The organism is Pseudomonas sp. Cab53 (assembly GCF_018325965.1).
GTDB classification, from domain to species: domain Bacteria; phylum Pseudomonadota; class Gammaproteobacteria; order Pseudomonadales; family Pseudomonadaceae; genus Aquipseudomonas; species Aquipseudomonas chlororaphis_E.
The window spans coordinates 3,908,621-3,932,294 of sequence record NZ_AP021902.1 but is presented as its reverse complement, the minus strand read 5'-3'; the positions used below and the strand labels follow the sequence as shown (position 1 = coordinate 3,932,294).

Here is a 23,674-nt window from a genome sequence, read left to right as displayed (position 1 = left end):
CACTCAGTTGTCATAGCCCAGGTTCGGCGCCAGCCAGCGCTCGGTCACGCTCAGGTCCTGGCCCTTGCGGCCGGTGTAGCTCTGGACCTGGTCCTTGTCGATCTTGCCCACGGCGAAGTATTGCGCCTGCGGATGGGCGAAGTACCAGCCGCTGACGGCCGCCGCCGGGAACATGGCGTAGTGTTCGGTGAGGAACACGCCGCTACGTCCAGCCTTGAGTTCGCTGGCCTCGGGGTCGAGCAGGCGGAACAGAGTGGCTTTCTCGGTGTGGTCCGGGCAGGCCGGGTAGCCGGGAGCAGGGCGGATACCGCTGTACTGCTCCTTGATCAGTGCCTCGTTGTCCAGGCTTTCGTCCTTGGCATAACCCCAGTGTTCCTTGCGCACCTGCTGGTGCAGCCATTCGGCGCAGGCCTCGGCCAGGCGGTCGGCCAAAGCCTTGACCATGATCGAGTTGTAGTCATCGCCGGCATCCTGGTAGGCCTTGGCCACTTCCTCGGCGCCGATGCCGGCGGTGGTGATGAAGCCGCCCACGTAGTCGGTCACGCCGCTGTCCTTGGGGGCGACGAAGTCGGCCAGGGAGAAGTTCGGCTTGCCGTCGGTCTTGATGATCTGCTGGCGCAGGTGATGCAGGCGAGCCAGTGGCTTGCCGTCATCGCCGTAGACTTCCAGGTCGTCGTCATGCACCTGGTTGGCCGGCCAGAAGCCGAACACGGCGCGGGCGCTGATGAGCTTTTCGTCGATCAGCTTGCACAACATGGCCTTGGCATCGGCGTACAGCGCGGTGGCAGCTTCCCCGACCACTTCGTCGGTGAGGATGCGCGGGAATTTGCCGGCCAGGTCCCAGGAGATGAAAAACGGCGTCCAGTCGATGTATTCGGCCAGGACGTTCAGGTCGATGTTGTCCAGCACCTTGGCGCCCGTGAACGTCGGCTTGACCGGTTGGTAGCTGCTCCAGTCGAACTGCGGCTTCTTGGCGATGGCGGCGCTGTAGCTCAGGCGCTCGGTGCGGGCGCTGCGGTTGGCGGTGCGTTCGCGCACGTCCATGTAGTCCTGGCGGGTCTTCTCGACGAACCCCGCCTTCAGCTCCTTGGACAACAACTGCGTGGCAACGCCCACGGCGCGGGAGGCGTCGGTGACGTAGATCACCGCATCGTTGCTGTACTTGGGCTCGATCTTCACCGCGGTGTGGGCCTTGGAGGTGGTGGCGCCACCGATCATCAACGGCAGGTGGAAATCCTGGCGCTGCATCTCGCGGGCCACGTGCACCATTTCATCCAGCGATGGGGTGATCAGGCCGGACAGGCCGATGATGTCGCACTTCTCGTCCTTGGCCACCTGCAGGATCTTTTCCGCCGGCACCATCACGCCCAGGTCGACGATGTCGTAGCCGTTGCAACCGAGGACCACGCCGACGATGTTCTTGCCGATGTCATGGACGTCGCCCTTGACCGTGGCCATCAGGATCTTGCCCTTGGCTTCCGGCTTGTCGCCTTTTTCCGCTTCGATGAACGGGATCAGGTGGGCCACGGCCTGTTTCATCACCCGCGCCGACTTGACCACCTGGGGCAGGAACATCTTGCCGGCGCCGAACAGGTCGCCAACGATGTTCATGCCAGCCATCAGCGGGCCTTCGATGACTTCGATCGGGCGGGCGAAGGACAGTCGCGATTCTTCGGTGTCTTCGACGATGTGGGTGGTGATGCCCTTGACCAGCGCATGTTCCAGGCGCTTGTTGACCTCCCAGCCGCGCCACTCTTCGGTTTCCGCTTCCTTGACGCTGCCATCGCCCTTGTATTTGTCGGCGATGGCGAGCAGGGCGTCGGTGCCCTCGGGCGTGCGGTTGAGGATCACGTCTTCGACGGCGTCGCGCAGCTCCACCGGGATCTGGTCGTAGATCTCCAGCTGGCCGGCGTTGACGATGCCCATGGTCAGGCCCGCGCGGATCGCATACAGCAGGAACACCGAGTGAATCGCCTCGCGCACCGGGTTGTTGCCGCGGAACGAGAAGGACACGTTGGACACGCCGCCGGAGGTCAGCGCGTAGGGCAACTCGTCGCGAATGTAGGCGCAGGCGTTGATGAAATCCACGGCATAGTTGTTGTGCTCTTCGATGCCGGTGGCCACGGCGAAGATGTTCGGGTCGAAGATGATGTCTTCCGGTGGGAAGCCCACTTCATTGACCAGGATGTCGTAGGAACGCTTGCAGATTTCCTTCTTGCGCGCCTCGGTGTCGGCCTGGCCGGCTTCGTCGAAGGCCATTACCACCACGGCGGCGCCGTAGCGCTTGCACAGCTTGGCGTGGTGGATGAACTGCTCGACGCCTTCCTTCATGCTGATGGAGTTGACGATGCCCTTGCCCTGGATGCACTTGAGGCCGGCTTCGATCACGTCCCACTTCGAGGAGTCGATCATGATCGGCACGCGGGAGATGTCCGGTTCGCCGGCGATCAGGTTGAGGAAGGTCACCATGGCCTTCTTCGAGTCGAGCATGCCCTCGTCCATGTTGATGTCGATCACCTGGGCGCCGGCCTCGACCTGTTGCAGGGCCACTTCGAGGGCTTCGGTGTAGTTGTCTTCGCGGATCAGCCGGGCGAACTTGGCGGAGCCGGTGATGTTGGTCCGCTCGCCCACGTTGACGAACAGCGAGTTGCGGTCGATGGTGAACGGTTCCAGGCCCGACAGGCGGCAGGCCCGTGGAATCTCCGGAATCTGTCGCGGGGCATAACCGGCCACGGCCTTGGCGATGGCTTCGATGTGCGCCGGCGTGGTGCCGCAGCAGCCGCCGACGATGTTCAGGAAGCCGCTCTGGGCGAACTCCTCGATGACCTTGGCGGTTTCGGCCGGCAGTTCGTCGTATTCGCCGAATTCGTTGGGCAGGCCGGCGTTCGGGTGCGCCGAGACATGGGTGTTGGCCTTGTTCGACAGCTCTTCGAGGTAAGGCCGCAGCTCGCGGGCACCAAGGGCGCAGTTCAGGCCCACGGAGATCGGCTTGGCGTGGGCCACGGAGTTCCAGAAGGCTTCGGTGGTCTGGCCGGAGAGGGTGCGGCCGGAGGCGTCGGTGATGGTGCCGGAGATCATGATCGGCAGCTCGACGCCCAGCTCTTCATAAACCCCTTGTACGGCGAAAATCGCCGCCTTGGCGTTCAATGTGTCGAAGATGGTTTCGATCAGGATCAGGTCGGCGCCGCCTTCGATCAGGCCCCGGGTGGCCTCGGTGTAGTTTTCCACCAGTTCATCGAAGGTCACGTTGCGGTAGCCGGGGTTGTTCACGTCTGGTGAGAGCGAGCAGGTACGGCTGGTCGGGCCGAGCACGCCGGCGACGAAGCGTGGCTTGTCCGGGGTTTCCAGGGTCTTGGCGTCGGCCACCTGACGGGCCAGGCGCGCGCCTTCGACGTTCAGCTCATAGGCCAGGCCCTGCATGCCGTAGTCGGCCTGGGACACCTGGGTGGCGTTGAAGGTGTTGGTCTCCAGGATGTCGGCACCGGCATCCAGGTAGGCTTTTTCGATGGCGCCGATCACGTCGGGGCGACTCAGCACCAGCAGGTCGTTGTTGCCCTTGACGTCGCTCGGCCAGTCGGCGAAACGCTTGCCGCGATAGTCCTGCTCTTCCAGCTTGTAGCTCTGGATCATCGTGCCCATGCCACCGTCGAGGATCAGGATGCGTTCCTTGAGGGCTTGCTGGAGAAGATAAAGGCGAGCGCTGCGATCAGACATAGGACTACCTGGAAAAATGACGATGACGAAAGCCGGGATGATAGCAAACCTGTGCGGTATTTGATCGCAGGTGCCTTTTGCATGAATCTCGCTCATGTTTGCAAGGGAGTGCTGGCCCGGTAGAATCGCCGGACTTTCTTTCAGGATCCGCGACATGCCGTACCGGGTTTTCGTCGGCAGTCTGCTGCTGCTGTGGTCTTTCATTGCAGTGGCCGGGGATCCCGCCCCGGCACTTTCCTACACGCGCGACATCCAGCCGATCTTCACGGAGAAATGCGTGGCCTGCCACGCCTGCTACGACTCCGCCTGCCAGTTGAACCTGGGCAGCGGCGAAGGCGTGGCCCGGGGCGCGAGCAAACTGTCGGTGTATGACGGTGAGCGGCGAGTGGCGGCAGAGCCGACCCGGTTGTTCTATGACGCGTCCGGCCAACGGGCCTGGCAGCGCAAGGGGTTCTATTCGGTGCTCGATGCCCAGGGCAGCCAGGCGGCGTTGATGGCACGGATGCTGGAACTGGGCCACCGCACGCCGCTGACGCCCAACGCCAAGCTGCCCGAAGACATCGTGCTCGGGCTCAACCGCGACAACAGTTGCGCGGTGCCGGGGCAATTCGACGAGTATGCCGCCGCACATCCGCGCGAAGGCATGCCCCTGGCCGTCACCGGTCTGACCGACCAGCAGTACCAGACGTTGCAGCGCTGGCTGGCGGCCGGTGCGCCCATCGACCAGCAGGCCCTGGCCCCGAGCGCTGCCGAGGCCTTGCAGGTGGTGCAGTGGGAGAACCTGCTCAATGCGCCTGGCGCCCGGGAAAGCCTGGTGGGGCGCTGGTTGTTCGAGCACTGGTTTCTGGCGCACATCTATTTCAAGGACGGCGAGCCGGGGCATTTCTTCCAGTGGGTGCGTTCACGCACGCCCACCGGCCAGCCCATCGACCTGATCAACACCCGCCGCCCGAACGACGATCCCGGCACCCGCATCTATTACCGGCTGTGGCCGGTGCAGGGGGTGATCGTGCACAAGACCCACATCACCTATGGCTTGAGCCCGGCCAAGATGGCGCGGATCAAGAGCCTGTTCTACAGCGGCAAGTGGCAGGTCAGCGCGTTGCCGGGCTATGGGCCGGAGCGTCGGGCCAATCCGTTCTCCACCTTCGAGGCGATCCCGGCCCAGGCGCGCTACCAGTTCATGCTCGATAACGCCGAGTACTTCGTGCGCACCTTCATCCGTGGGCCGGTGTGCCGGGGTCAGATCGCCACCGACGTGATCCGCGACAATTTCTGGGCGCTGTTCCAGGCCCCCGAGCATGACCTGTACATCACCGACCCGAACTATCGTGGCCAGGCCACGCCGTTGCTGGCGATGCCGGGACAGAATGACGACGTCGGCAGCGTCCTGAGCCTGTGGCGCGACTACCGCGACAAGCGCAACGCGTACGAAGCGTTGCGCCGCGACAACTACGCCGAGCTGCCGCCGCCGAGTTGGTCGACGCTGTGGGCCGGTAATGACAATGCGCTGTTGAGCATCTTCCGGCATTTCGACAGCGCCTCGGTGACCAAGGGATTGATCGGCGACGTGCCGCAGACGATGTGGCTTTTCGATTTCCCGCTGCTGGAGCGCACCTATTACCAGTTGGCGGTGAACTTCGATGTGTTCGGCAATGTGTCCCACCAGGCCCAGACCCGGCTGTACTTCGACCTGATCCGCAACGGCGCCGAGCAGAACTTCCTGCGCCTGATGCCGGCCGATTCCCGCGAAGCCTATCTTGACGACTGGTACCAGTCCGGGGGCAAGTTCAAGATGTGGCTCGATTACGAGGCCATCGACGATGACAAGCCGACCGCGCTCAAGCTCGATGAACACGACCCGATGCGCGATTTCACCCGCCAATTGCTGGCCCGTTATGGCGAGCTGAACGCGCGGCCCGACCCGATCAACCGCTGCGAGGGCGCCTATTGCTCGCGGCCGAACATCGATCCGGCCCTGCAGAACGCCGAGCAGGCCCTCAGCCGCCTGGTGTCACGCCCGGCGGCGGGGCTCAGCGTCATCAATCAACTGCCCGAAGCGACCCTGCTGCGGGTCGAAACCCCTGGCGGCCACCGTGAGGTCTACAGCCTGATGCGCAACCGGGCCCACAGCAACGTGGCGTTCCTGCTGGGCGAGGAACTGCGTTACCAACCCGGCCTGGACACCTTGACGGTGTACCCCGGGGTGCTCAGCAGCTACCCCAACTTCATCTTCAACATTCCGGCCGGGCAGGTGCCGGCGTTCGTTGATGCCATGGAAAGCGCCCAGGACGAGCCGGCGTTCGAGCGGATTGTCGAGCGCTGGGGGATTCGCCGCAGTCACCCACAGTTCTGGTTCTACTTCCACGACCTGAGCCAGTACATCCATGAGACGGAGCCGTTGGAAGCCGGTGTGCTGGACATGAACCGCTACCAGAACCTCTGAGGGGAACGGCCGGCTTCGCGGATCGTGTCGCCGGCTGCTTTCCTGACAAAAATACTGGGACTTTGTCCGGCGCGATGATTGGCGTAAACTGCCGGCAAGCCTGCGAGGAGTTTCCATGACCGCCATAACCATTACCGATGCCGCCCACGATTACCTGGCCGACCTGCTGTCCAAGCAGAACACCCCGGGGATCGGGATCCGTATCTTCATCACCCAGCCCGGCACTCAGTACGCTGAAACCTGCATTGCCTACTGCAAGCCTGGGGAAGAGAAACCCGAAGACACCGCGCTGGGGCTCAAGAGCTTCACCGCCTACATCGATTCGTTCAGCGAAGCGTTTCTCGATGATGCCGTGGTCGACTACGCCACCGACCGCATGGGCGGCCAGCTGACTATCAAGGCGCCTAACGCCAAGGTGCCGATGGTCAATGCCGACAGCCCGATCAACGAGCGCATCAACTACTACCTGCAAACCGAAATCAACCCGGGGCTGGCCAGCCACGGCGGCCAGGTGTCGCTGATCGACGTGGTGGAAGACGGCATCGCCGTGCTCCAGTTCGGCGGCGGCTGCCAAGGCTGCGGCCAGGCCGACGTGACCCTGAAGGAAGGCATCGAGCGCACCCTGCTCGAACGCATCCCTGAGCTCAAGGGCGTGCGTGACGTGACCGACCACACTCAGAAAGAGAACGCCTACTACTGATTGGCGCAGGCTGGGCTACCGCTTCGCGAGCAAGCTCGCTCCCACAAGGATTGCGGTGAGTCCTGTGGGAGCGAGCTTGCTCGCGAAGGCGGCGGTACATACAGCACGTCAGCCACCTGATACACCGTTTTCGCGAGCAAGCCCGCTCCCACAGGGATTCGGGTCGATCCGGCTGACGGCTCAGGGCCTGTAGAGGTGCGCATGCCCGGCGCGGTACAGCGATGACTCGCTGAACACATCATTGCCCAGCACTCGTCCCACCAGGATCAGTGCGGTGCGGCGAAAGCCCTTGGCCTGGACCTTTGCAGCGATGTCCGCCAGCGTACCCACGGCCCAATCCTGATCCGGCCAGGTGGCCCGGTGGATCACGGCGACCGGGCAATCCGCGCCGTAGTGGGGCAGCAGTTCAGCCACGATTTTTTCCAGATGATTGACCCCCAGGTGAACCGCCAGGGTTGCGCCGTGTTGCGCCAGGCTGCCCAGTTCCTCCCCGGCGGGCATGGCGGTCTTGTCGGCGTAACGGGTCAGGATGACGCTCTGGGACACGTCCGGCAGGGTCAGCTCGGCGCCCAGCAGGGCGGCGCAGGCGGACGTTGCGGTAACGCCCGGAATGATCTCGAACGGAATCTCCAACGCCCGCAGGCAGCGAATCTGCTCACCGATGGCGCCGTACAGGCTCGGGTCCCCGGAGTGCACCCGGGCGACGTCCTGGCCCTTGAGGTGGGCCGCCCTGATCAATTCGATGATCTGTTCGAGGTGCAGTTCGGCGCTGTTGATCACCTGCTCGGCGCGGTGGCCTTCCAGCACGGCGGCCGGCACCAGGGAGCCGGCGTAGATGATCACGGCGCAGCCGCGGATCAGCCGCTGGCCCTTGACGGTGATGAGTTCCGGGTCGCCGGGGCCGGCGCCGATGAAGTAAACGGTCATGACCGGCTCCTGCAGGGTAGGTGAGTGGCGCTTGGATGAAGATCGCTCATGATCCTGGGCGTGGATTATCGGGATTTACGCCACGACCGCCAAGGCCAGCGTGCTCTTGAGGCCTCGCTGGCGGGTAATCAGCAGCGTGGCCGGTGCCGTGCCCCAGCGGTCGGCCAGGGCCAGGGCGGCGCTTTCGGCGATGCCGTAGCAGCCGGTCCGTTCGAAGGCGATGTCGGAGCGGTGGCTGAGACGGTCCTGATAACCGGCCAACTGCTCGGCACTGAAGCACACCAGCGGCAGCGCCAGATGCTCGGCCAGCTCCAGCAGGCCCGCTTCGTTCTGCTTGAGGTCGATACTGGCCAGGGCCTGCACGTGATCAAGGTCGATGCCGTGGGCTTGCAGGGTTTGCTCCAGCAAGGCGCGCAACGCGCTGGCCGGACAACCACGCTGGCAGCCCAGGCCGATCACCAGGGTCGGCGCAGCCTGGGAAGAGCGGCTGTTCATGCCTCGTGGTGGGCTTGGCCGTCACGGCGGAACAGCCAGGCGCTGATCAGGCCCAGGGCCAGCCAGAACGCCACGTTGGTCAGCTGCGAGGCGATCTTGAACTGGGTTTCAAGGGCTTCGGGTGCCAGCATCGAATGGACCTCCGGTTGCGGTGCGCCAATGACGTGGGGCACCAGCAGGGTTGCCACGCCCAGCAGCTTGAGCAGCCAGTGCCGGCCGAAGGCGATCAGGGCGATGCCCACCGCGGTGGACGCGGCGGTGCCAATCCACCACATCTGCCGCTGGGCCAGGTCAGCCGCCGCCGTGCCGGGCAACTCCGGCGGCAAGCCGAGTGTCGGTGCCAGGACGAACGTGGCGTAGCCGGCCAGCCCCCAGAGCAGGCCCTGGGCGGTGCGGGTCGGTGCGCGCAAGGTGTACAAGCCGGCCAGCATCAGCGCAAAGCCCACCGCAACCACCAGGTTGCCGCCCGTGGTGGACAGCACGCGCTGCCAGCCGTCTTCCGGCTCCCAGGCTTCGGTGTCATGGGTATGGGCGACCCCGGCCGCGTGCTCGTGGACTTCGGCCGCGGGGGCTTTTTCATAGGTCTCGGCCTGGAGAATCAGCGGCGATACCCAGAAACTTTGCAGGAGGGTCAGCAGCAGGGCGGCCAGCAATCCACTGAAACCGGCGGTCTGGGCGATACGCTTGATCATGTCGTCAGGTCTCAATGGCACGGAAAGGCGGCGCTGTGGCGGGTGTCGTGGGCAGCGTTGTGCACCGCTTCGATGTGAGAGAACCCGGCGAAATAGACCAGCCCGGCACCCAGGATCGAGGCGAGGATCGCCGCGCTCAGGCGCTGGCTCAGGGTGGTGGTGCTGCTGGCGGTACGAACGGTGCTGCTGATGGTCGACATGGCGCTTCCCTCTGTTCTTGTCTCGTCCAGTGGGTAAATCGAGCGCAATGAAAACCCGGGCGCAGGTCGCCAGGGTTCGAACAGCGCCCGCCCACCGCGGGTTTGTTGATGCTTGAGTCATGGGCCGGTCTCCGGGCTCGCGAGGGGCAGGGCTGGGCCTTGCCGGCAAGCGTCACCTTCCCATGCCATGGGCACAGTGGTTAAGACGCTTCGCTCGCTTACCGTTGCGGGGGCAGCACCGGACTGACGTGGCCTTGAAGTAAAGCACACGATTCACCGGTTTCCCGTTTCACCCTGTGAAGGGCACCCGTAACTAGGCGCACAGGAGAGCATGGGCGGGGGCGGGCGTCAATGTACAAGGGCAGACGAGCGGGCTGTTGTGGCGAGGGAGCCTGCTCCCGCTGGGCAGCGCAGCGGCCCCCGGCTCTTTTCGGTCGCTGCGCAACCGAGCGGGAGCAAGCTCCCTCGCCACAACAGCATCCTGCATCTTGCTCTCGGAGATTGACCCGCCTGCACACCCTGCGTAGCCTTGCGCCTTCGAGGTTCTTCGGTTCGCGCCGAAGCTAAGAAGGGAACGCGGTCCAAGCCGCGGCTGCCCCCGCAACTGTGAACGGTGACGTTCCTGCCGGGCCACTGTGCATGTGCACGGGAAGGCGCAGGAATTGCCTGCCCAGGCTTTGTCAAAGCCGGGCCGGCCCCGCCGTCAGCCAGGAGACCTGCCTCGAGACAGATTCTCACTACAACCGGGCGGGGTGATCCGGTGGCGAAATCTTCCGCGCACCCCTGTGCCTGCGGTTGTCGTCCCGTTTGCCCGCCACCTTGCCAAAGGGCATCCGATGAAAACACTGGCCAAACTTCCCGTCACCATCGTCACCGGTTTCCTCGGCTCGGGTAAAACCACGTTGCTGCGGCACATGCTCGACAATGCCCAGGGCCGCCGCATCGCGGTGATCGTCAATGAATTCGGCGAACTGGGCATCGACGGTGAGATCCTCAAGCAGTGCTCCATCGGTTGCACCGAAGAAGAAGCCAACGGCCGCGTCTACGAGCTGGCCAACGGCTGCCTGTGCTGCACGGTGCAGGAAGAGTTCTTCCCGGTGATGCGTGAGTTGGTGGCCCGGCGTGGCGACCTCGACCACATCCTCATCGAAACCTCCGGCCTGGCCTTGCCCAAGCCGTTGGTCCAGGCTTTCCAGTGGCCGGAAATCCGCAGCGCCTGCACCGTCGACGCGGTCATCACCGTGGTCGACAGCCCTGCCGTGGCGGCCGGCACTTTCGCTGCGTTCCCCGACCAGGTGGACGCCATGCGCAAACTCGATCCGAACCTGGACCACGAATCGCCGCTGCACGAACTGTTCGCCGATCAACTGGCGAGCGCCGACCTGGTGATCCTCAACAAGGCCGACCTGATCAGCCCCGAAGACCTGGCGAAAGTCCGTCTGGAAGTGGCCGAGGAGTTGCCGCCGGCGGTCAAGGTCATCGAAGCCAGCAGCGGCCGCCTGCCACTGGACGTGTTGATCGGCCTGGGCGCCGGCTCCGAAGAACACATCGACGCTCGCCACAGCCATCACGACCATCACCATGATGGCGACGAAGATGACCATGATCACGACGCTTTCGACTCCATCTCCATCGAACTGCCCCAGGCTGACGAGAGCCTGTTGCTGGACGCGCTCACTCAACTGGTGGTGCAACATGGCGTGCTGCGGGTCAAGGGTTTCGCGGCCATCCCGAACAAGCCGATGCGCTTGCTGGTCCAGGGTGTCGGCACGCGTTTCGACAAGCATTTCGATCGCCAATGGGGCGCCGATGAAGCGCGGGTCACCCGCCTGGTGCTGATCGGCCAGGCGCTGGACGCCGGTCTGCTCGAAGTGCAGCTGCGCGCCGCCCTCAGCGTCTAAGCCATGCACCTGCTCAGGACCCAGCCGGGCGGCTTTGTAGCGGACGACAACATTGCCGACCTGGGGCAAACCCCCGCCGAGCTGGTGATCCTGTGCAGCGGCGACTCCAGCCTGGCGCTGCTGGCCGAAGCGGCGCGGCAGTTGCCGGACGACTACCCGCCGTTTCGCCTTGCCAACCCGATGCAGGTGCAGAACCACGCCTCGGTAGACCTGTATTTCGACGACGTGCTGCGCCACGCCAAGGTCATCCTGCTGTCGCTGCACGGCGGCATCGGCTATTGGCGCTACGGCATTGAACGGCTGATGGAATTGGCTGGGCGCGGGGTGACGTTGATCCTGGTGCCGGGTGACGATCGGCCTGACCCGGAGCTGAGTGACCTCAGCAACGTGCCCTTCGAGGGGCGCGACCGGCTCTGGCAGTTCTTGCGTCAGGGTGGCCTGGGCAATGCCCTGAATCTGTTCTACAACCTGGCCAGCCAATGGTTCGGTCGCGATTACCGGTGGGGCGAGCCGCAGGCCCTGCCGCGCACGGCGATCTATCATCCGCAAAAGACCAACGCCAGCCTTGGCGATTGGCAAGCCGATTGGCAGGCCGGCCAGCCGGTAGCGGCCCTGCTGTTTTATCGCTCGCACCTGCAAGCGGCGAACACCGCCTTCATCGACGTATTCTGCCAGCGCCTGCAAGCCGCGGGGCTCAACCCGTTGCCCATGGCCGTCGCAAGCCTCAAGGAGCCGGCCTGCCTGGCGCAGGTCGAGGATTGGCTGGATGAGGTCGAGGCGGGGGTGATCCTCAACACCACCGGATTCGCCCAATCCAGTCCGGAAGCGCCTCACTTGCGGCCGTTTCGCCGCGACATTCCGGTGATCCAGGCGATCTGCGCCCAGGACAACGAACCCGGCTGGCGTGCCAGCGAGCAAGGCCTGGGGCCGCGGGACCTGGCGATGCACATTGCCTTGCCGGAGCTGGACGGGCGAATCATCAGCCGGCCCATCAGTTTCAAGGACCTGGCCTGGCGCAGCGAGCGCAGCCAGAGCGATGTGGTCTGCTACCGAGCCGTGCCCGAGCGCATGGACTTCGTTGCGCAACTGGCCCGGCGCTGGACCGCCCTGGCGCGGTTGCCCAACGGGGAGAAACGGGTGGCGCTGATCCTGGCCAACTACCCGACCCGGGACGGCCGCATCGGCAACGGCGTGGGCCTGGACACCCCGGCCGCCGCGTTGAATATCCTGCGGGCCCTGCACACCGAGGGTTATCCGCTGCCGGCCGAACTGCCGGCGAGCGGCACTGCGCTGATTCAGCAGTTGCTCGGTGGGGTCAGCAACGACCTGGACAGCCTCGACCTGCGGCCGTGTCACCAGAGCCTGGCCGTCGAGGCCTACCAGGCGCTGTTCGACGCACTGCCTGATGCCAATCGCCAGGCGGTGCTGGCGCGCTGGGGGGCGCCCGAGCAGGACCCGATGTTCCGCGACGGCCGCCTGATGATCGCCGGCCTGCGCCTGGGCCTGACGTTCGTCGGCATCCAGCCGGCGCGGGGCTATCAGGTCGACCCGAGTGCGGTCTACCACGACCCGGACCTGGTGCCGCCCCACGGCTACCTGGCGTTCTATTTCTGGTTGCGCCACACCTACGGCGCCCACGCGGTGATCCATGTCGGCAAGCACGGCAACCTCGAATGGCTGCCAGGCAAGGGTGTCGGTTTGTCGGAAAGCTGCTGGCCGGACGCGCTGTTGGGCCCGCTGCCGAATATCTATCCGTTCATCGTCAACGACCCGGGCGAGGGCGCCCAGGCCAAGCGCCGGACCCAGGCGGTGATCATCGACCACCTGATGCCGCCGCTGACCCGCGCCGAAACCTACGGGCCGCTGCGCGACCTCGAACGGCTGGCCGACGAGTACTACGAGGCGCAACTGCTCGATCCGCGCCGCGCCCGAGAATTGCAGCGGGACATCCTGAACCTGGTGCGCGAAACCCACATCGACCGCGAACTGCAACTGGATGCTGACGCCGACGCGGCGGTCTGGCTGCCGCGCCTGGACACCTACCTGTGCGACCTGAAGGAGTCGCAGATCCGCGATGGCCTGCACATCTTCGGCGAGTCGCCTAGCGGACGGCTGCGCATCGACACGTTGCTGGCGTTGCTGCGCATTCCCCGCGGCGACGGCAAGGGTGCACAGTCGAGCCTGCTGCGGGCGCTGTCGAACGCCTTTGAACTGGGCTTCGATCCGCTGGATTGCGCCTTGGCCGACCCCTGGGCCGGCCCTTGTCCCGAGGCGTTGCAGCAGGTCAGTGCCGAACCCTGGCGCACCGCCGGCGATACGCGCGAGCGCCTGGAGCTGTTCGCGGCGCGCTTGATCGAGCAAGCGCTGGCAGGCGACGTCCTGTGGCTGGAGGCACCGGGCTGGGAAACGGTGCGCAGCATCGTCGAAAACCTGCGCAGCGTCGTCGCCCCGCGTCTGGACGCCTGCGGCCCGGCGGAAATGCGCGGCCTGCTCGATGCCTTGGGCGGGCGCTTCGTGCCGGCCGGCCCCAGCGGTGCGCCGAGTCGCGGCCGCCTGGACGTGCTGCCCACCGGGCGTAACTTTTTCTCGGTAGACGTGCGCAACCTGCCCACCACCACGGCGTGGCGCATCGGGTTCCAATCGGCCAACCTGATGCTCGAACGGCACTTGCAGGATCACGGCGACCACCTGCGCCAGCTCGGCCTGTCGGTGTGGGGCACCGCGACCATGCGCACCGGCGGCGATGACATCGCCCAGGCCATGGCGTTGATGGGTGTGCGCCCGGTCTGGGCCACCGGCAGCCAGCGGGTGGACGATTTCGAGATCTTGCCGCTGAGTCTGCTGGACCGGCCTCGGGTCGATGTGACGCTGCGAGTCTCCGGATTCTTCCGCGATGCCTTCGCCAACCTGATTCGCCTGTTCGATGCGGCGGTGCAAGCGGTCGCGGACCTCGATGAACCGGCCGACATGAACCCCCTGGCCGCCAAGGTGCGCAGCGAGCGTGACAGCTTGCTGGCGTCGGGCCTGACGGCAGAGGCGGCGGCCCGGCAGGCCGGCTGGCGGATCTTCGGCGCCAAGCCGGGTGCCTATGGCGCGGGCGTGCAGGGCGCCATCGACGGGCGCCTGTGGCAGAGCCGCGAGGACCTGGCCGAGGTGTACCTGAATTGGGGTGGCTACGCTTACGGTGCCCACGACGAAGGCACTGCCGCCCGGGAGCCGTTTTCCCGGCGCTTGAGCCAGGCGCAGGCGGTGTTGCAGAACCAGGACAACCGCGAACACGACGTGCTCGATTCCAACGATTACTACCAGTTCCAGGGCGGCATGCTGGCCGCGGTGGAGACCTTGAGCGGGCAAAAGGCGGCCAGTTACCACGGCGATCACAGCCAGCCTGACCTGCCGCGGATCCGCACCCTGAAGGAAGAACTCAACCGCGTCATCCGCTCCCGGGCGGCCAACCCGAAGTGGATCGACGGGGTCAAGCGTCACGGCTACAAGGGCGCGTTCGAGCTGGCGGCGACGGTGGACAATCTGTTCGCCTTCGACGCCACCACGCAACTGATCGACGACCATCAGTACGCGTTGCTGGCCGACGCCTACCTGCTCGACCCGGACACCCGGGCGTTTGTCCGCCAGCACAACCCCGATGCCCTGCGCGACATGACCGAACGCATGCTCGAAGCGCAACAGCGGGGCATGTGGCAGGCGCCGGGCGACTACCGCGAGGCGTTGGAGAATTTGCTGTTGGACATTGAAGAAGATGGCTGAGGTGCACTTGTGGCGAGGGAGCTTGCTCCCGCTCGGCTGCGCAGCAGTCGTAATCCAGGCAACGCGACACTTCAGGTGCACCGCGTTGGCCGGTTTGGGGCCGCTTCGCGCCCCAGCGGGAGCAAGCTCCCTCGCCACAGCGGACTATCGAACATTTATGAGATCCTCCACATGATCGACACCCCTCATTTCCCACTCTCCGCCGTGGTCGGCGCCGATGATCTGAAACTGGCGCTGTGCCTGGCCGCCATCGACCCGAAGATCGGCGGTGTACTGATCGAGGGGCCGCGTGGCATGGCCAAGTCCACCCTGGCCCGGGGCCTCGCCGACCTGTTGGCCAGCGGTCAGTTCGTCACTTTGCCCTTGGGCGCCACCGAGGAACGCCTGGTGGGCACCCTTGATCTGGACGCGGCGCTGGGGGAAGGGCGCGCGCAGTTTTCTCCCGGTGTGCTGGCCAAGGCCGATGGCGGCGTGTTGTACGTCGATGAAGTGAACCTGCTGCCTGATCATCTGGTGGACCTGCTGTTGGACGTGGCGGCCAGCGGCACCAACCTGATCGAGCGCGACGGCATCTCCCATCGGCACCCGGCGCGGTTTGTGCTGATCGGCACCATGAACCCGGAAGAGGGCGAGCTGCGCCCACAATTGCTCGACCGGTTTGGTCTGAACGTGGCCCTCGACGGGCACACCCCTGCGGCTGAACGCGGGCAGATCATTCGTCGGCGGTTGGATTTCGACACTGACCCGGCCGCCTTCTGCGCGCACTGGGAAAGCGCCCAGCAGGCCCTGCGTGAACGCTGCCAGCAGGCCCGCGACCGCCTGACCGGGATCGCCCTGGATGACGTGACGCTCGCCCAGATCACCGAGCGCTGTTTTGCCGCTGGGGTCGATGGCCTGCGTGCCGACCTGGTCTGGTTGCGGGCGGCCCGGGCCCACGCGGCCTGGCGTGGGGCACAGGCCATCGCTGATGAAGATATCGACGCCGTCGCCGAGTTCGCCTTGCGCCATCGGCGGCGCGGGCACTCGAGCCCGGCCCCTGCGCCGTCCCAGGCACCCTCGACGGGCGATCGCGCGGCCCAGCCCAACGAAGGCCAGGGCCAGTGGGGCGACTTGCCGGCCCAGGCCTTGCCCACCGGTGCACGGCGTGACGTGCCGAGCTGGCCAAAAAAGCCTTAGGCATTCGCCCCCGTTCGGCCGTGGGGGCGGATGCCAGGCCCCGGGCGGGGCGGTTGGACGATGGACGCCAGGGGCGCAGCAAAGTCGCCTCCAGTGGCGCGGTGAACTGGCCGGGCACTTTGCTCAAGGGCCGTCCCCAACGCTATGACGACCTGCGCTTTCACCGCCGTCATCGCTCGCCCCATGAACTGTGGCTGGTCATCGTCGATGCCTCGGCCTCGACCCGTCGTCATCGTGCCTTGAGCGATGGCAAGGGCCTGCTGGTGCAACTGTTCGATGACGCCTACCGGCAGCGCGCGCGACTGGCCTTGCTGACCGTCAGTGGCAGTGTTCCGCACTGGCAAGTGCAAGGGCTCAAGGCCTCGACTGGGCTGCGACACTGGCTCGATGCACTCGGCGCCGGCGGCGGCACGCCGTTGCTGGCCGCGTTGCAAGAGGCCGGGCGTTGGCTGCGAGCCCGGCGCAAGCGCTACCCGGCAGAGCAACAGCGGGTGCTGGTGATGACGGATGGACGGCTGAAGGAGGGGCTGGCGCCGTCGCCTCTCGACTGCCCGAGCCTGTTGATCGACATCGAGCGCGGCCCGATCCGCCTGGGCCGTGCCCGGCAATTGGCGGGGCAGTTGGGGGCCGAGTATCGGCATATCGACCAGGTTTGATGCGCTTGTTTCCGAGGTGTCTGGGCGGACGCCTTCGCGGGCAAGCTCCCACACTTGATCGGCGGCCTGTCGCAGTCCCTGTGGGAGCGGGCTTGCCCGCGAAGGCATCACCTCGGAATCGGATTTGCCCACTCTGTTCTATGCTGAGGCGACTTCACAGGAGTGAACCATGCGCGTACTCGTCACCAATCCCCAGGATGATTTTCGGGTCAAGGCCTACGCTGGCACCAACGGCGTGCTGCTCGCCATGGACCTGGCCGAATCCCGTCGCAAGGGGCTGCTGGGTTTTGCCATCGAGAAACAGCAGGGTGACAAGCCCTGGTTGTTCCTGTTCAACAGCCTGACCTTCCCTGGCAAGGCCCACACGTTCCCCCAGTTTTACGCCACACCCAGCGACCAGGCGCCGTTGCAGAAATTTCGCTGGGCCGACTACGCCGTCAACCCCGGCGTGACGATGAACTACCGCGTGCACCTGGCCTATGGCAGCCCCGACGCGCCACAGTTGGGCGAGTCCCTGGACATCAGCGTCACCAGCGATAACGGGCAGCCGGTCAACCAGCGCGTGATCTTCAACCGAGCCGTGGCCGCCAGCCAGGCGTTCCAGCGCAAGTTTCCCGAGCTGGATGCGTTGATCAGCGCCAATCGCAACCTGTCCATCGATGACTGGCCCGACGCGCCGCGTCGCTGGTTGGAAAACGGCCTGCTGGGACGCCTGATCGGCTTCATCGACCGGGCCCTCGATGCCACCTGGGCCCTGGACGTAGCCATCTACGAATACGAACTACCGGTGATCGTCGATGCGGTGAACGCCGCTTTCGCCCGAGGCGCGCAGGTGCGGGTGCTGTACCACGCCGAGCCGGGCGACGACACCACGCAGCGCAACGAGGCCAGCCTCGAAAAACTGCCGGCGGCCAACAAGCGCGGGCGGGTCACCCACAACATCTTCCACGACAAATTCATCGTCCTGAGCCGGGTGGACGGCGCCGGTTCGCGGCAACCGGAAGCGGTCCTGTGCGGCAGCACCAACTTCACCGCCAACGGTGTCTATCGCCAGGCCAATGTCGTGCACGTGCTGGATGAGCCGCGGGTGAGCGACAGCTATCGCCAGGTGTTCGAGCAGATCTGGGCCGCACCGCAGGACGTCGACGCCACCCGCCAGTGGCTGACCCTGAACAACCCGATGGCGCCGCAAGAGCCACTGTTCGCCGGTTTCTCACCGCGCACGGGCGAAGGCGACCTCGACCGTTTCGTCGACATCATCCACGGCGCCCGCAAGGACCTGTTGTTCGTCACCGCGTTCGTCCTGCCCGAGCGGATCCTCGATGCCTTGCTCGGCCAGCCGAACGATGACGTACTGCGCTACGGTCTGCAGAACACCGCCAGCCGCATCACCGGTTTCCATGCCGACCGCACCGCCCAATTCGCCGCCACCGCGCTGCTCAACACCGGGTTGGAAGGCTGGCTCAGGGAAAACATGAAGGGCCAGAAAGGCAACCTGCTGGTTCACACCAAGGCCATCGTCACCGACTTCACCAGCGACACACCGACCATCATCAGCGGCAGCCACAACCTGAGCGCCGCCGCCAGCAACGGCAATGACGAGAACTACCTCATCATCCAGGGCGACACCGACTTGGCCGACCGTTACGGGCTGGAGTTGCTGCGTTTCTATGAGCATTACCGCTTTCGGTACTTCGCCAAGAAACTGGCCCTCAAGCAGGTCAAGCCACTGGCGGTGGATGACAGCTGGAGTGACGACTATTACCGCGAAGGGGACCTGCGGGCATTGTCGAGGGTGAGGTTCTGCGGACGCTAGGCTCTGTCTGAAAAGCCTTGATACTCGTTCATGCTGCGTTGAAAACCGGCTCGGAATGCTCATTTACTTCAGTAAACTCCGCTTCCTCGCCGGTTTTCGCCTTGCCTGACCTTCGTCTCAAGACTTTTCAAACAGAGCCTAGGTGTGGCTGGGATGAGGTGCTAGCATAGGGCCATCTATCAGCCAGGACGCTGCCATGAACCGCTGTCACGGAATGTCGAGTCTGCTTCGCGCCGGTGTCGCGATTGTATTGTTGATGGTCTGTGCTTCGGCCATCGCCGCCAATACTCCCTGTTCCGGGCGCAAGGGCGGGATCGCCGGCTGTGACGGTGACACGTTCCTGTGCAACGACGGGTCCATCAGCGCTTCGAAAAAATCCTGTTCCGCTGTGTTGGGGATTCGCAATGAAACCCGACCCTCGTCATTACTCAAGCAGGCCGACGGTTGCCAATGCGGCAGCGGCAGTTACTGCGTTGGCCCGCGGGGCGGCGTCTATTGCCTCACGCCCGGCGGCAGCAAGAGTTACAAACGCAAGTAGCGCAATACCGCCGACCTCCTCCTGTGGGAGCGGGCTTGCCCGCGAAGACGGTGTGACAATCGACAACAATGTTGGATGTGCCGGCCTCTTCGCGAGCGAGCCCGCTCCCCACAGGGGGCGAGGCACCGTTCTGGGGCCTTGTTACCCGCATGTCGTAGCCAACGGTAGCAATCCCTGGAATGACGTCCGACGTCGTCACGCACGGCTGATTTTCCCATCTATCTGATTCCATTCACTTTCCATTTTCCTGGCCCGAAGTCCGTTTGGCTGTGGCACACTTTCTGCTGTCTATTCCGTTGTTACAAACCATGTTCCGGTATAGCGGAATAAACTCATCCTGGAGTGCTAGCCATGCAACGCCGACCTTCCTTGTTCAAAGCGTGTGTTTTTCTCTTCGCCGCCTCGATGGCGGTCGTGGGTGTCGCCCAGGCGGCGGACAGCAAGCTGGACAGCGTGCTGCAACGCGGGAAATTGATCGTGGGCACGGGCAGCACCAATGCCCCGTGGCACTTCCAGGGAGCGGATGGCAAGTTGCAGGGGTTCGATATCGACATTGCGCGGATGGTCGCCAAGGGCCTGTTCAATGACCCGGAGAAAGTCGAGTTCGTGGTGCAGTCTTCCGATGCGCGGATCCCCAACCTGCTGACCGACAAGGTCGACATGAGCTGCCAGTTCATCACCGTCACCGCCAGCCGTGCCCAGCAGGTGGCGTTCACCTTGCCGTACTACCGCGAAGGGGTCGGCCTGTTGTTGCCGGCCAACAGCAAGTACAAGGAGATCGAAGACCTCAAGGCCGCCGGCGACGGTGTCACCGTGGCGGTGCTGCAGAACGTCTACGCCGAAGAGCTGGTGCACCAGGCACTGCCCAAGGCCAAGGTCGACCAGTACGACAGCGTCGACCTGATGTACCAGGCGGTGAACTCCGGCCGTGCCGATGCCGCCGCCACGGACCAGTCCTCTGTGAAGTACCTGATGGTGCAGAACCCCGGCCGTTATCGCAGCCCGGCCTACGCCTGGAGCCCGCAAACCTATGCCTGTGCGGTCAAGCGCGGCGACCAGGACTGGCTGAACTTCGTCAACACCACCTTGCATGAAGCCATGACCGGCGTGGAATTCCCCACCTACGCGGCGTCGTTCAAGCAATGGTTCGGCGTGGACCTGCCGTCGCCGGCCATCGGTTTCCCCGTTGAATACAAATGACCCTGTGAGCCCGGGATGCCCGTCGCGGGCGTCCCGCCGAAGGTACTGTCGACCATGAACTATCAGTTGAACTTTGCCGCCGTCTGGCGCGATTTCGACACCTTGCTGGCGGGGCTCGGGCTGGGGCTTTCCCTGGCGCTGGTGTCGATCGCCATCGGTTGCATGATCGGTCTGGCGATGGCATTCGCGCTGCTGAGCAAGCACCGCCTCCTGCGTGTGCTGGCCTCGGTGTATGTGACGGTGATCCGCAATACGCCGATCCTGGTGCTGATCCTGTTGATCTACTTCGCCTTGCCGAGCCTGGGCATTCGCCTGGACAAGCTGCCGTCGTTCGTCATCACCCTGTCGCTATACGCCGGGGCCTACCTGACCGAGGTGTTCCGCGGCGGCTTGATGAGCATTCACAAGGGTCAGCGTGAAGCGGGCCTGGCGATCGGCCTGGGGGAGTGGCAGGTGAAGGCCTACATCACCGTGCCGGTGATGCTGCGCAACGTGCTGCCGGCCTTGTCGAACAACTTCATCTCGCTGTTCAAGGACACTTCCCTGGCCGCGGCGATTGCCGTGCCGGAGCTGACCTACTACGCCCGCAAGATCAACGTGGAGAGCTACCGGGTGATCGAAACCTGGCTGGTTACCACGGCCCTGTATGTCGCGGCCTGTTACCTCATTGCCATGCTGCTGCGGTACTTCGAGCAGCGCCTGGCGATCCGCCGTTAGGAGCTTCCCATGTACGAATCCCCCAGTTGGTTGCATGAGTTGTGGGTTGCGCGGGACACCTTGTGGGCGGGCTTTGTGACCAGCGTGCAGTGTTCGGTACTGGCGATTTTGCTGGGCACCTTGATCGGCCTGGTCGCCGGGCTGGTATTGACCTATGGCCGAATCTGGATGCGCGCGCCGTTTCGCTTCTATGTCGACCTGATTCGTGGCACGCCGGTGTTCGTGCTGGTGCTGGCCTGCTTTTACATGGCCCCGGCGCTGGGCTGGCAGATCGGCGCGTTCCAGGCCGGTGTCCTGGGCCTGACGCTGTTTTGCGGCTCCCACGTGGCCGAGATCGTGCGCGGTGCCTTGCAGGCGTTACCCCGCGGGCAGATGGAAGCCAGCCAGGCCATCGGCCTGACGTTCTACCAGGCCCTGAGCTATGTGTTGTTGCCCCAGGCGTTGCGGCAGATCATGCCGACCTGGGTCAATTCCTCCACCGAGATCGTCAAGGCCTCGACGCTGTTGTCGGTGATCGGGGTGGCCGAACTGTTGCTCAGCACCCAGCAGGTCATTGCCCGAACCTTCATGACGCTGGAGTTCTACTTGTTCGCCGGTTTTCTCTTTTTCATCATCAATTACGCCATCGAGTTACTCGGCCGGCACATTGAAAAACGGGTGGCCTTGCCATGACTGATGTTTCGACTTCCTCCAACGCCCAGCCGCTGCTGGACATTCGTGGCCTGCGCAAACAATACGGCCCGCTCGAAGTGCTCAAGGGCGTGGACCTGAGCCTGCAGCGCGGCAATGTGGTCACGCTGATCGGCTCCAGCGGCTCGGGCAAGACCACGCTGTTGCGCTGCGTGAACATGCTGGAAGAGTTCCAGGGCGGGCGGATCATGCTCGACGGCGAGGCCATCGGCTACGACGAGATCGACGGCAAGCGCGTGCGCCACCCCGAGAAGGTCATTGCCCGGCATCGGGCCATGACCGGCATGGCCTTCCAGCAATTCAACCTGTTCCCCCACCTGACTGCTTTGCAGAACGTCACCCTGGGCCTGCTCAAGGTGAAAAAACTGCCCAAGGACGAAGCGGTGGCCCTGGCCGAGAAGTGGTTGGCGCGGGTCGGCCTGCTGGAACGTCGCAATCACTTTCCCGGTCAGTTGTCCGGCGGTCAGCAGCAGCGCGTCGCGATTGCCCGTGCAATTGCCATGAACCCCAGCCTGATGCTGTTCGACGAGGTGACCTCGGCCCTCGACCCCGAACTGGTGGGTGAAGTGCTGAACGTGATCAAGGGCCTGGCCGAAGACGGCATGACCATGCTGCTGGTGACCCACGAAATGCGCTTTGCCTTCGAGGTCTCCGACAAGATCGTGTTCATGAACCAGGGCCGCATCGAAGAGCAGGGCCCGCCGAAGGAATTGTTCGAACGCCCGCAATCGCCACGGTTGGCGGAATTTCTCAAGAACACCCGTTTTTAACTGCATTGCATAAGGAGAAACACCCATGAGCATTACCCGTTACGGCACTGGCAGCAGCGCAGGCGGCGGACAGCCTCGGCCCTTCGCCCGGGCCGTGGAGGCCGATGGCTGGCTGCACGTGTCCGGCCAGGTGCCGGCGGTGGACGGTGAGATCATCGTTGGCGGGATCGTCGAGCAGACGCACCAGACGATGAAGAACCTGATCGCCATTCTCGAAGAGGCCGGCTATGGCCTGGAAGACGTGGTGCGCTGTGGCGTGTGGCTGGACGACCCGCGGGATTTCTGGAGCTTCAACAAGGTGTTCGGCGAATACTTCAGCCCGGAACACGCCCCGGCCCGGGCTTGTGTGCAGGCCAGCATGATGGTTGATTGCAAGGTCGAGATCGATTGCGTGGCCTACAAGAAAAAGTGATCACCTGTGGGTGGCGCAGTAGTCTGATTACACTCGTGGCCAACTGAATGGAAACCCAAGACATGACCGAAGACACCATCAAACGCCGGGCCCGGGGACTGGATCGGGCGTTCGATATCCTCGATTTCCTCAAGGAAATCGGCCAGCCGCTGCGTCCGAACGACATCGCCAGCGGCATCGGCAGCCCCAAGTCCACGGTCTATGAGCTGGTGGCGTCGCTGCTGGAGCGACGCATCCTCGAACCGGTGGGCAAGGACGGCCATGTTTACCTGGGCCGCCAGTTGTACTTTCTCGGCCAGGCGCACCTGCGTCATTTCGACCTGAGCCGCGAGGCCGACCAGGCCTTGCAGGACATCGTGCGCCAGACCCGGGAAACCGCGCAGATGTGCCTGCTCAACGGGCGCAAATACACCGTGGCGCTGATGAAGGAGGGCGAACGGCATTTCCGTATTTCATCGGACATCGGCGAAAACGCGCCCATCCCCTGGACAGCCTCCGGTCGCCTGTTGCTGGCGCATCTGAGCGACCAGCAGATCGTCGACCTGATCGACCCCGATGACTTCATCCTGCCAGACGGCGAGCGCCTGCCTCTGGAGCAGTTCCTGAGGGAAATCCGCCAGGCCGGCGACGAGGGGTTCTTCTCGTTCGACAGCGTGGCCGACACCTTCACCCACTGCTTCGCCGCACCGGTCAAAGACCCGAACGGTGTCGCCATCGCCACCCTGTGCATCGTCGCCCCACGGGCCGACGCCAAGAACAATTACGCCGACTATCGCCGGGTGCTGATCGAAAGCGCCAACCACCTGGCCCGGCGCATCAATGAATAGACAATAGCGGTCACCCGCGACCGCGATAGGAG

19 protein-coding genes and 2 riboswitches are annotated in these 23,674 nt (G+C 64.4%); of the genes, 14 read left to right on the top strand and 5 right to left on the bottom strand.

The window, feature by feature from the left end; all coding sequences use genetic code 11:
- Positions 1–3: 3 nt before the first annotated feature.
- Positions 4–3,714, bottom strand: a complete 3,711-nt coding sequence (gene metH / locus KI241_RS17055) for a methionine synthase (protein WP_212802781.1) — start codon at positions 3,712–3,714, stop codon at positions 4–6.
- A 154-nt stretch (positions 3,715–3,868) separates the two neighbouring features.
- Between metH and KI241_RS17050 the strand changes: the two genes are divergently transcribed.
- Positions 3,869–6,160 carry a fatty acid cis/trans isomerase gene (locus KI241_RS17050; protein WP_123579847.1) on the top strand — a complete coding sequence of 764 codons (2,292 nt, stop codon included), beginning with the start codon at positions 3,869–3,871 and terminating at the stop codon, positions 6,158–6,160.
- 115 nt (positions 6,161–6,275) lie between these two features.
- The gene (gene nfuA / locus KI241_RS17045) at positions 6,276–6,860 is read left to right on the top strand and encodes a Fe-S biogenesis protein NfuA (RefSeq protein ID WP_024781251.1); all 585 of its coding nucleotides are present in this window, start codon (positions 6,276–6,278) and stop codon (positions 6,858–6,860) included.
- Between the two features lie 180 nt (positions 6,861–7,040).
- Here the strand turns inward: nfuA and cobM are convergent, their stop codons facing one another.
- The 4 genes from cobM to KI241_RS17025 form a co-directional block, all read right to left on the bottom strand.
- Positions 7,041–7,787 carry a precorrin-4 C(11)-methyltransferase gene (gene cobM / locus KI241_RS17040; protein ID WP_212802780.1) on the bottom strand — a complete coding sequence of 249 codons (747 nt, stop codon included), beginning with the start codon at positions 7,785–7,787 and terminating at the stop codon, positions 7,041–7,043.
- 75 nt (positions 7,788–7,862) lie between these two features.
- Entirely contained in the window at positions 7,863–8,282 is a 420-nt protein-coding gene (locus KI241_RS17035; RefSeq protein WP_042728919.1) for a cobalamin biosynthesis protein, read from the bottom strand.
- Positions 8,279–8,974, bottom strand: coding sequence for a CbtA family protein (locus tag KI241_RS17030; protein WP_212802779.1), 696 nt, complete (start codon positions 8,972–8,974; stop codon positions 8,279–8,281). Before KI241_RS17030 ends, KI241_RS17035 begins: the two co-directional genes overlap by 4 nt.
- Positions 8,975–8,985: 11 nt before the next feature.
- A complete protein-coding gene (locus KI241_RS17025) occupies positions 8,986–9,174 on the bottom strand; it encodes a CbtB-domain containing protein (protein ID WP_047739106.1) in 189 nt (62 codons plus the stop codon).
- Between the two features lie 104 nt (positions 9,175–9,278).
- Positions 9,279–9,500: riboswitch (cobalamin riboswitch) on the bottom strand.
- A 197-nt stretch (positions 9,501–9,697) separates the two neighbouring features.
- Positions 9,698–9,913: riboswitch (cobalamin riboswitch) on the top strand.
- Between the two features lie 97 nt (positions 9,914–10,010).
- Here KI241_RS17025 and cobW point away from each other — a divergent pair.
- The 12 genes from cobW to KI241_RS16965 all read left to right on the top strand — a co-directional run bounded on the left by cobW (position 10,011) and on the right by KI241_RS16965 (position 23,642).
- Positions 10,011–11,075, top strand: a complete 1,065-nt coding sequence (gene cobW / locus KI241_RS17020; RefSeq protein WP_042732902.1) for a cobalamin biosynthesis protein CobW — start codon at positions 10,011–10,013, stop codon at positions 11,073–11,075.
- A 3-nt stretch (positions 11,076–11,078) separates the two neighbouring features.
- Positions 11,079–14,840: a cobaltochelatase subunit CobN gene (gene cobN, locus KI241_RS17015; protein ID WP_212802778.1), complete on the top strand. Its 3,762-nt coding sequence runs from the start codon at positions 11,079–11,081 to the stop codon at positions 14,838–14,840.
- Positions 14,841–15,011: 171 nt separating this feature from the next.
- On the top strand, positions 15,012–16,016 hold the full coding sequence (locus tag KI241_RS17010; RefSeq protein ID WP_042732887.1) for an AAA family ATPase: 1,005 nt from the start codon (positions 15,012–15,014) through the stop codon (positions 16,014–16,016).
- Between the two features lie 20 nt (positions 16,017–16,036).
- A complete protein-coding gene (locus KI241_RS17005; protein ID WP_202595593.1) occupies positions 16,037–16,672 on the top strand; it encodes a VWA domain-containing protein in 636 nt (211 codons plus the stop codon).
- Between the two features lie 169 nt (positions 16,673–16,841).
- Positions 16,842–18,488, top strand: a complete 1,647-nt coding sequence (locus KI241_RS17000) for a phospholipase D-like domain-containing protein (protein WP_212802777.1) — start codon at positions 16,842–16,844, stop codon at positions 18,486–18,488.
- Positions 18,489–18,684: 196 nt separating this feature from the next.
- Positions 18,685–19,026: a hypothetical protein gene (locus tag KI241_RS16995; protein WP_042731862.1), complete on the top strand. Its 342-nt coding sequence runs from the start codon at positions 18,685–18,687 to the stop codon at positions 19,024–19,026.
- A gap of 351 nt (positions 19,027–19,377) precedes the next feature.
- Entirely contained in the window at positions 19,378–20,226 is an 849-nt protein-coding gene (locus KI241_RS16990) for a transporter substrate-binding domain-containing protein (RefSeq protein ID WP_042731863.1), read from the top strand.
- 54 nt (positions 20,227–20,280) lie between these two features.
- Entirely contained in the window at positions 20,281–20,943 is a 663-nt protein-coding gene (locus tag KI241_RS16985; RefSeq protein WP_212802776.1) for an amino acid ABC transporter permease, read from the top strand.
- A 9-nt stretch (positions 20,944–20,952) separates the two neighbouring features.
- Positions 20,953–21,615, top strand: coding sequence for an amino acid ABC transporter permease (locus KI241_RS16980; RefSeq protein WP_212802775.1), 663 nt, complete (start codon positions 20,953–20,955; stop codon positions 21,613–21,615).
- Positions 21,612–22,403 (top strand): amino acid ABC transporter ATP-binding protein, encoded by a 792-nt coding sequence (locus KI241_RS16975; RefSeq protein WP_053150056.1) that lies wholly within the window; start codon positions 21,612–21,614, stop codon positions 22,401–22,403. Before KI241_RS16980 ends, KI241_RS16975 begins: the two co-directional genes overlap by 4 nt.
- A gap of 25 nt (positions 22,404–22,428) precedes the next feature.
- Positions 22,429–22,815 (top strand): RidA family protein, encoded by a 387-nt coding sequence (locus KI241_RS16970; RefSeq protein WP_042731866.1) that lies wholly within the window; start codon positions 22,429–22,431, stop codon positions 22,813–22,815.
- 62 nt (positions 22,816–22,877) lie between these two features.
- Positions 22,878–23,642, top strand: coding sequence for an IclR family transcriptional regulator (locus tag KI241_RS16965; protein ID WP_053150059.1), 765 nt, complete (start codon positions 22,878–22,880; stop codon positions 23,640–23,642).
- Positions 23,643–23,674 lie beyond the last annotated feature (32 nt).

Excerpts from the sequence above, each read along its gene's own strand:
- metH (WP_212802781.1), bottom strand. The coding sequence starts at position 3,714 with ATGTCTGATCGCAGCGCTCGCCTTTATCTTCTCCAGCAAGCCCTCAAG.
- KI241_RS17050 (WP_123579847.1), top strand. The coding sequence starts at position 3,869 with ATGCCGTACCGGGTTTTCGTCGGCAGTCTGCTGCTGCTGTGGTCTTTC.
- nfuA (WP_024781251.1), top strand. The coding sequence starts at position 6,276 with ATGACCGCCATAACCATTACCGATGCCGCCCACGATTACCTGGCCGAC.
- cobM (WP_212802780.1), bottom strand. The coding sequence starts at position 7,787 with ATGACCGTTTACTTCATCGGCGCCGGCCCCGGCGACCCGGAACTCATC.
- KI241_RS17035 (WP_042728919.1), bottom strand. The coding sequence starts at position 8,282 with ATGAACAGCCGCTCTTCCCAGGCTGCGCCGACCCTGGTGATCGGCCTG.
- KI241_RS17030 (WP_212802779.1), bottom strand. The coding sequence starts at position 8,974 with ATGATCAAGCGTATCGCCCAGACCGCCGGTTTCAGTGGATTGCTGGCC.
- KI241_RS17025 (WP_047739106.1), bottom strand. The coding sequence starts at position 9,174 with ATGTCGACCATCAGCAGCACCGTTCGTACCGCCAGCAGCACCACCACC.
- cobW (WP_042732902.1), top strand. The coding sequence starts at position 10,011 with ATGAAAACACTGGCCAAACTTCCCGTCACCATCGTCACCGGTTTCCTC.
- cobN (WP_212802778.1), top strand. The coding sequence starts at position 11,079 with ATGCACCTGCTCAGGACCCAGCCGGGCGGCTTTGTAGCGGACGACAAC.
- KI241_RS17010 (WP_042732887.1), top strand. The coding sequence starts at position 15,012 with ATGATCGACACCCCTCATTTCCCACTCTCCGCCGTGGTCGGCGCCGAT.
- KI241_RS17000 (WP_212802777.1), top strand. The coding sequence starts at position 16,842 with ATGCGCGTACTCGTCACCAATCCCCAGGATGATTTTCGGGTCAAGGCC.
- KI241_RS16995 (WP_042731862.1), top strand. The coding sequence starts at position 18,685 with ATGAACCGCTGTCACGGAATGTCGAGTCTGCTTCGCGCCGGTGTCGCG.
- KI241_RS16990 (WP_042731863.1), top strand. The coding sequence starts at position 19,378 with ATGCAACGCCGACCTTCCTTGTTCAAAGCGTGTGTTTTTCTCTTCGCC.
- KI241_RS16985 (WP_212802776.1), top strand. The coding sequence starts at position 20,281 with ATGAACTATCAGTTGAACTTTGCCGCCGTCTGGCGCGATTTCGACACC.
- KI241_RS16980 (WP_212802775.1), top strand. The coding sequence starts at position 20,953 with ATGTACGAATCCCCCAGTTGGTTGCATGAGTTGTGGGTTGCGCGGGAC.
- KI241_RS16975 (WP_053150056.1), top strand. The coding sequence starts at position 21,612 with ATGACTGATGTTTCGACTTCCTCCAACGCCCAGCCGCTGCTGGACATT.
- KI241_RS16970 (WP_042731866.1), top strand. The coding sequence starts at position 22,429 with ATGAGCATTACCCGTTACGGCACTGGCAGCAGCGCAGGCGGCGGACAG.
- KI241_RS16965 (WP_053150059.1), top strand. The coding sequence starts at position 22,878 with ATGACCGAAGACACCATCAAACGCCGGGCCCGGGGACTGGATCGGGCG.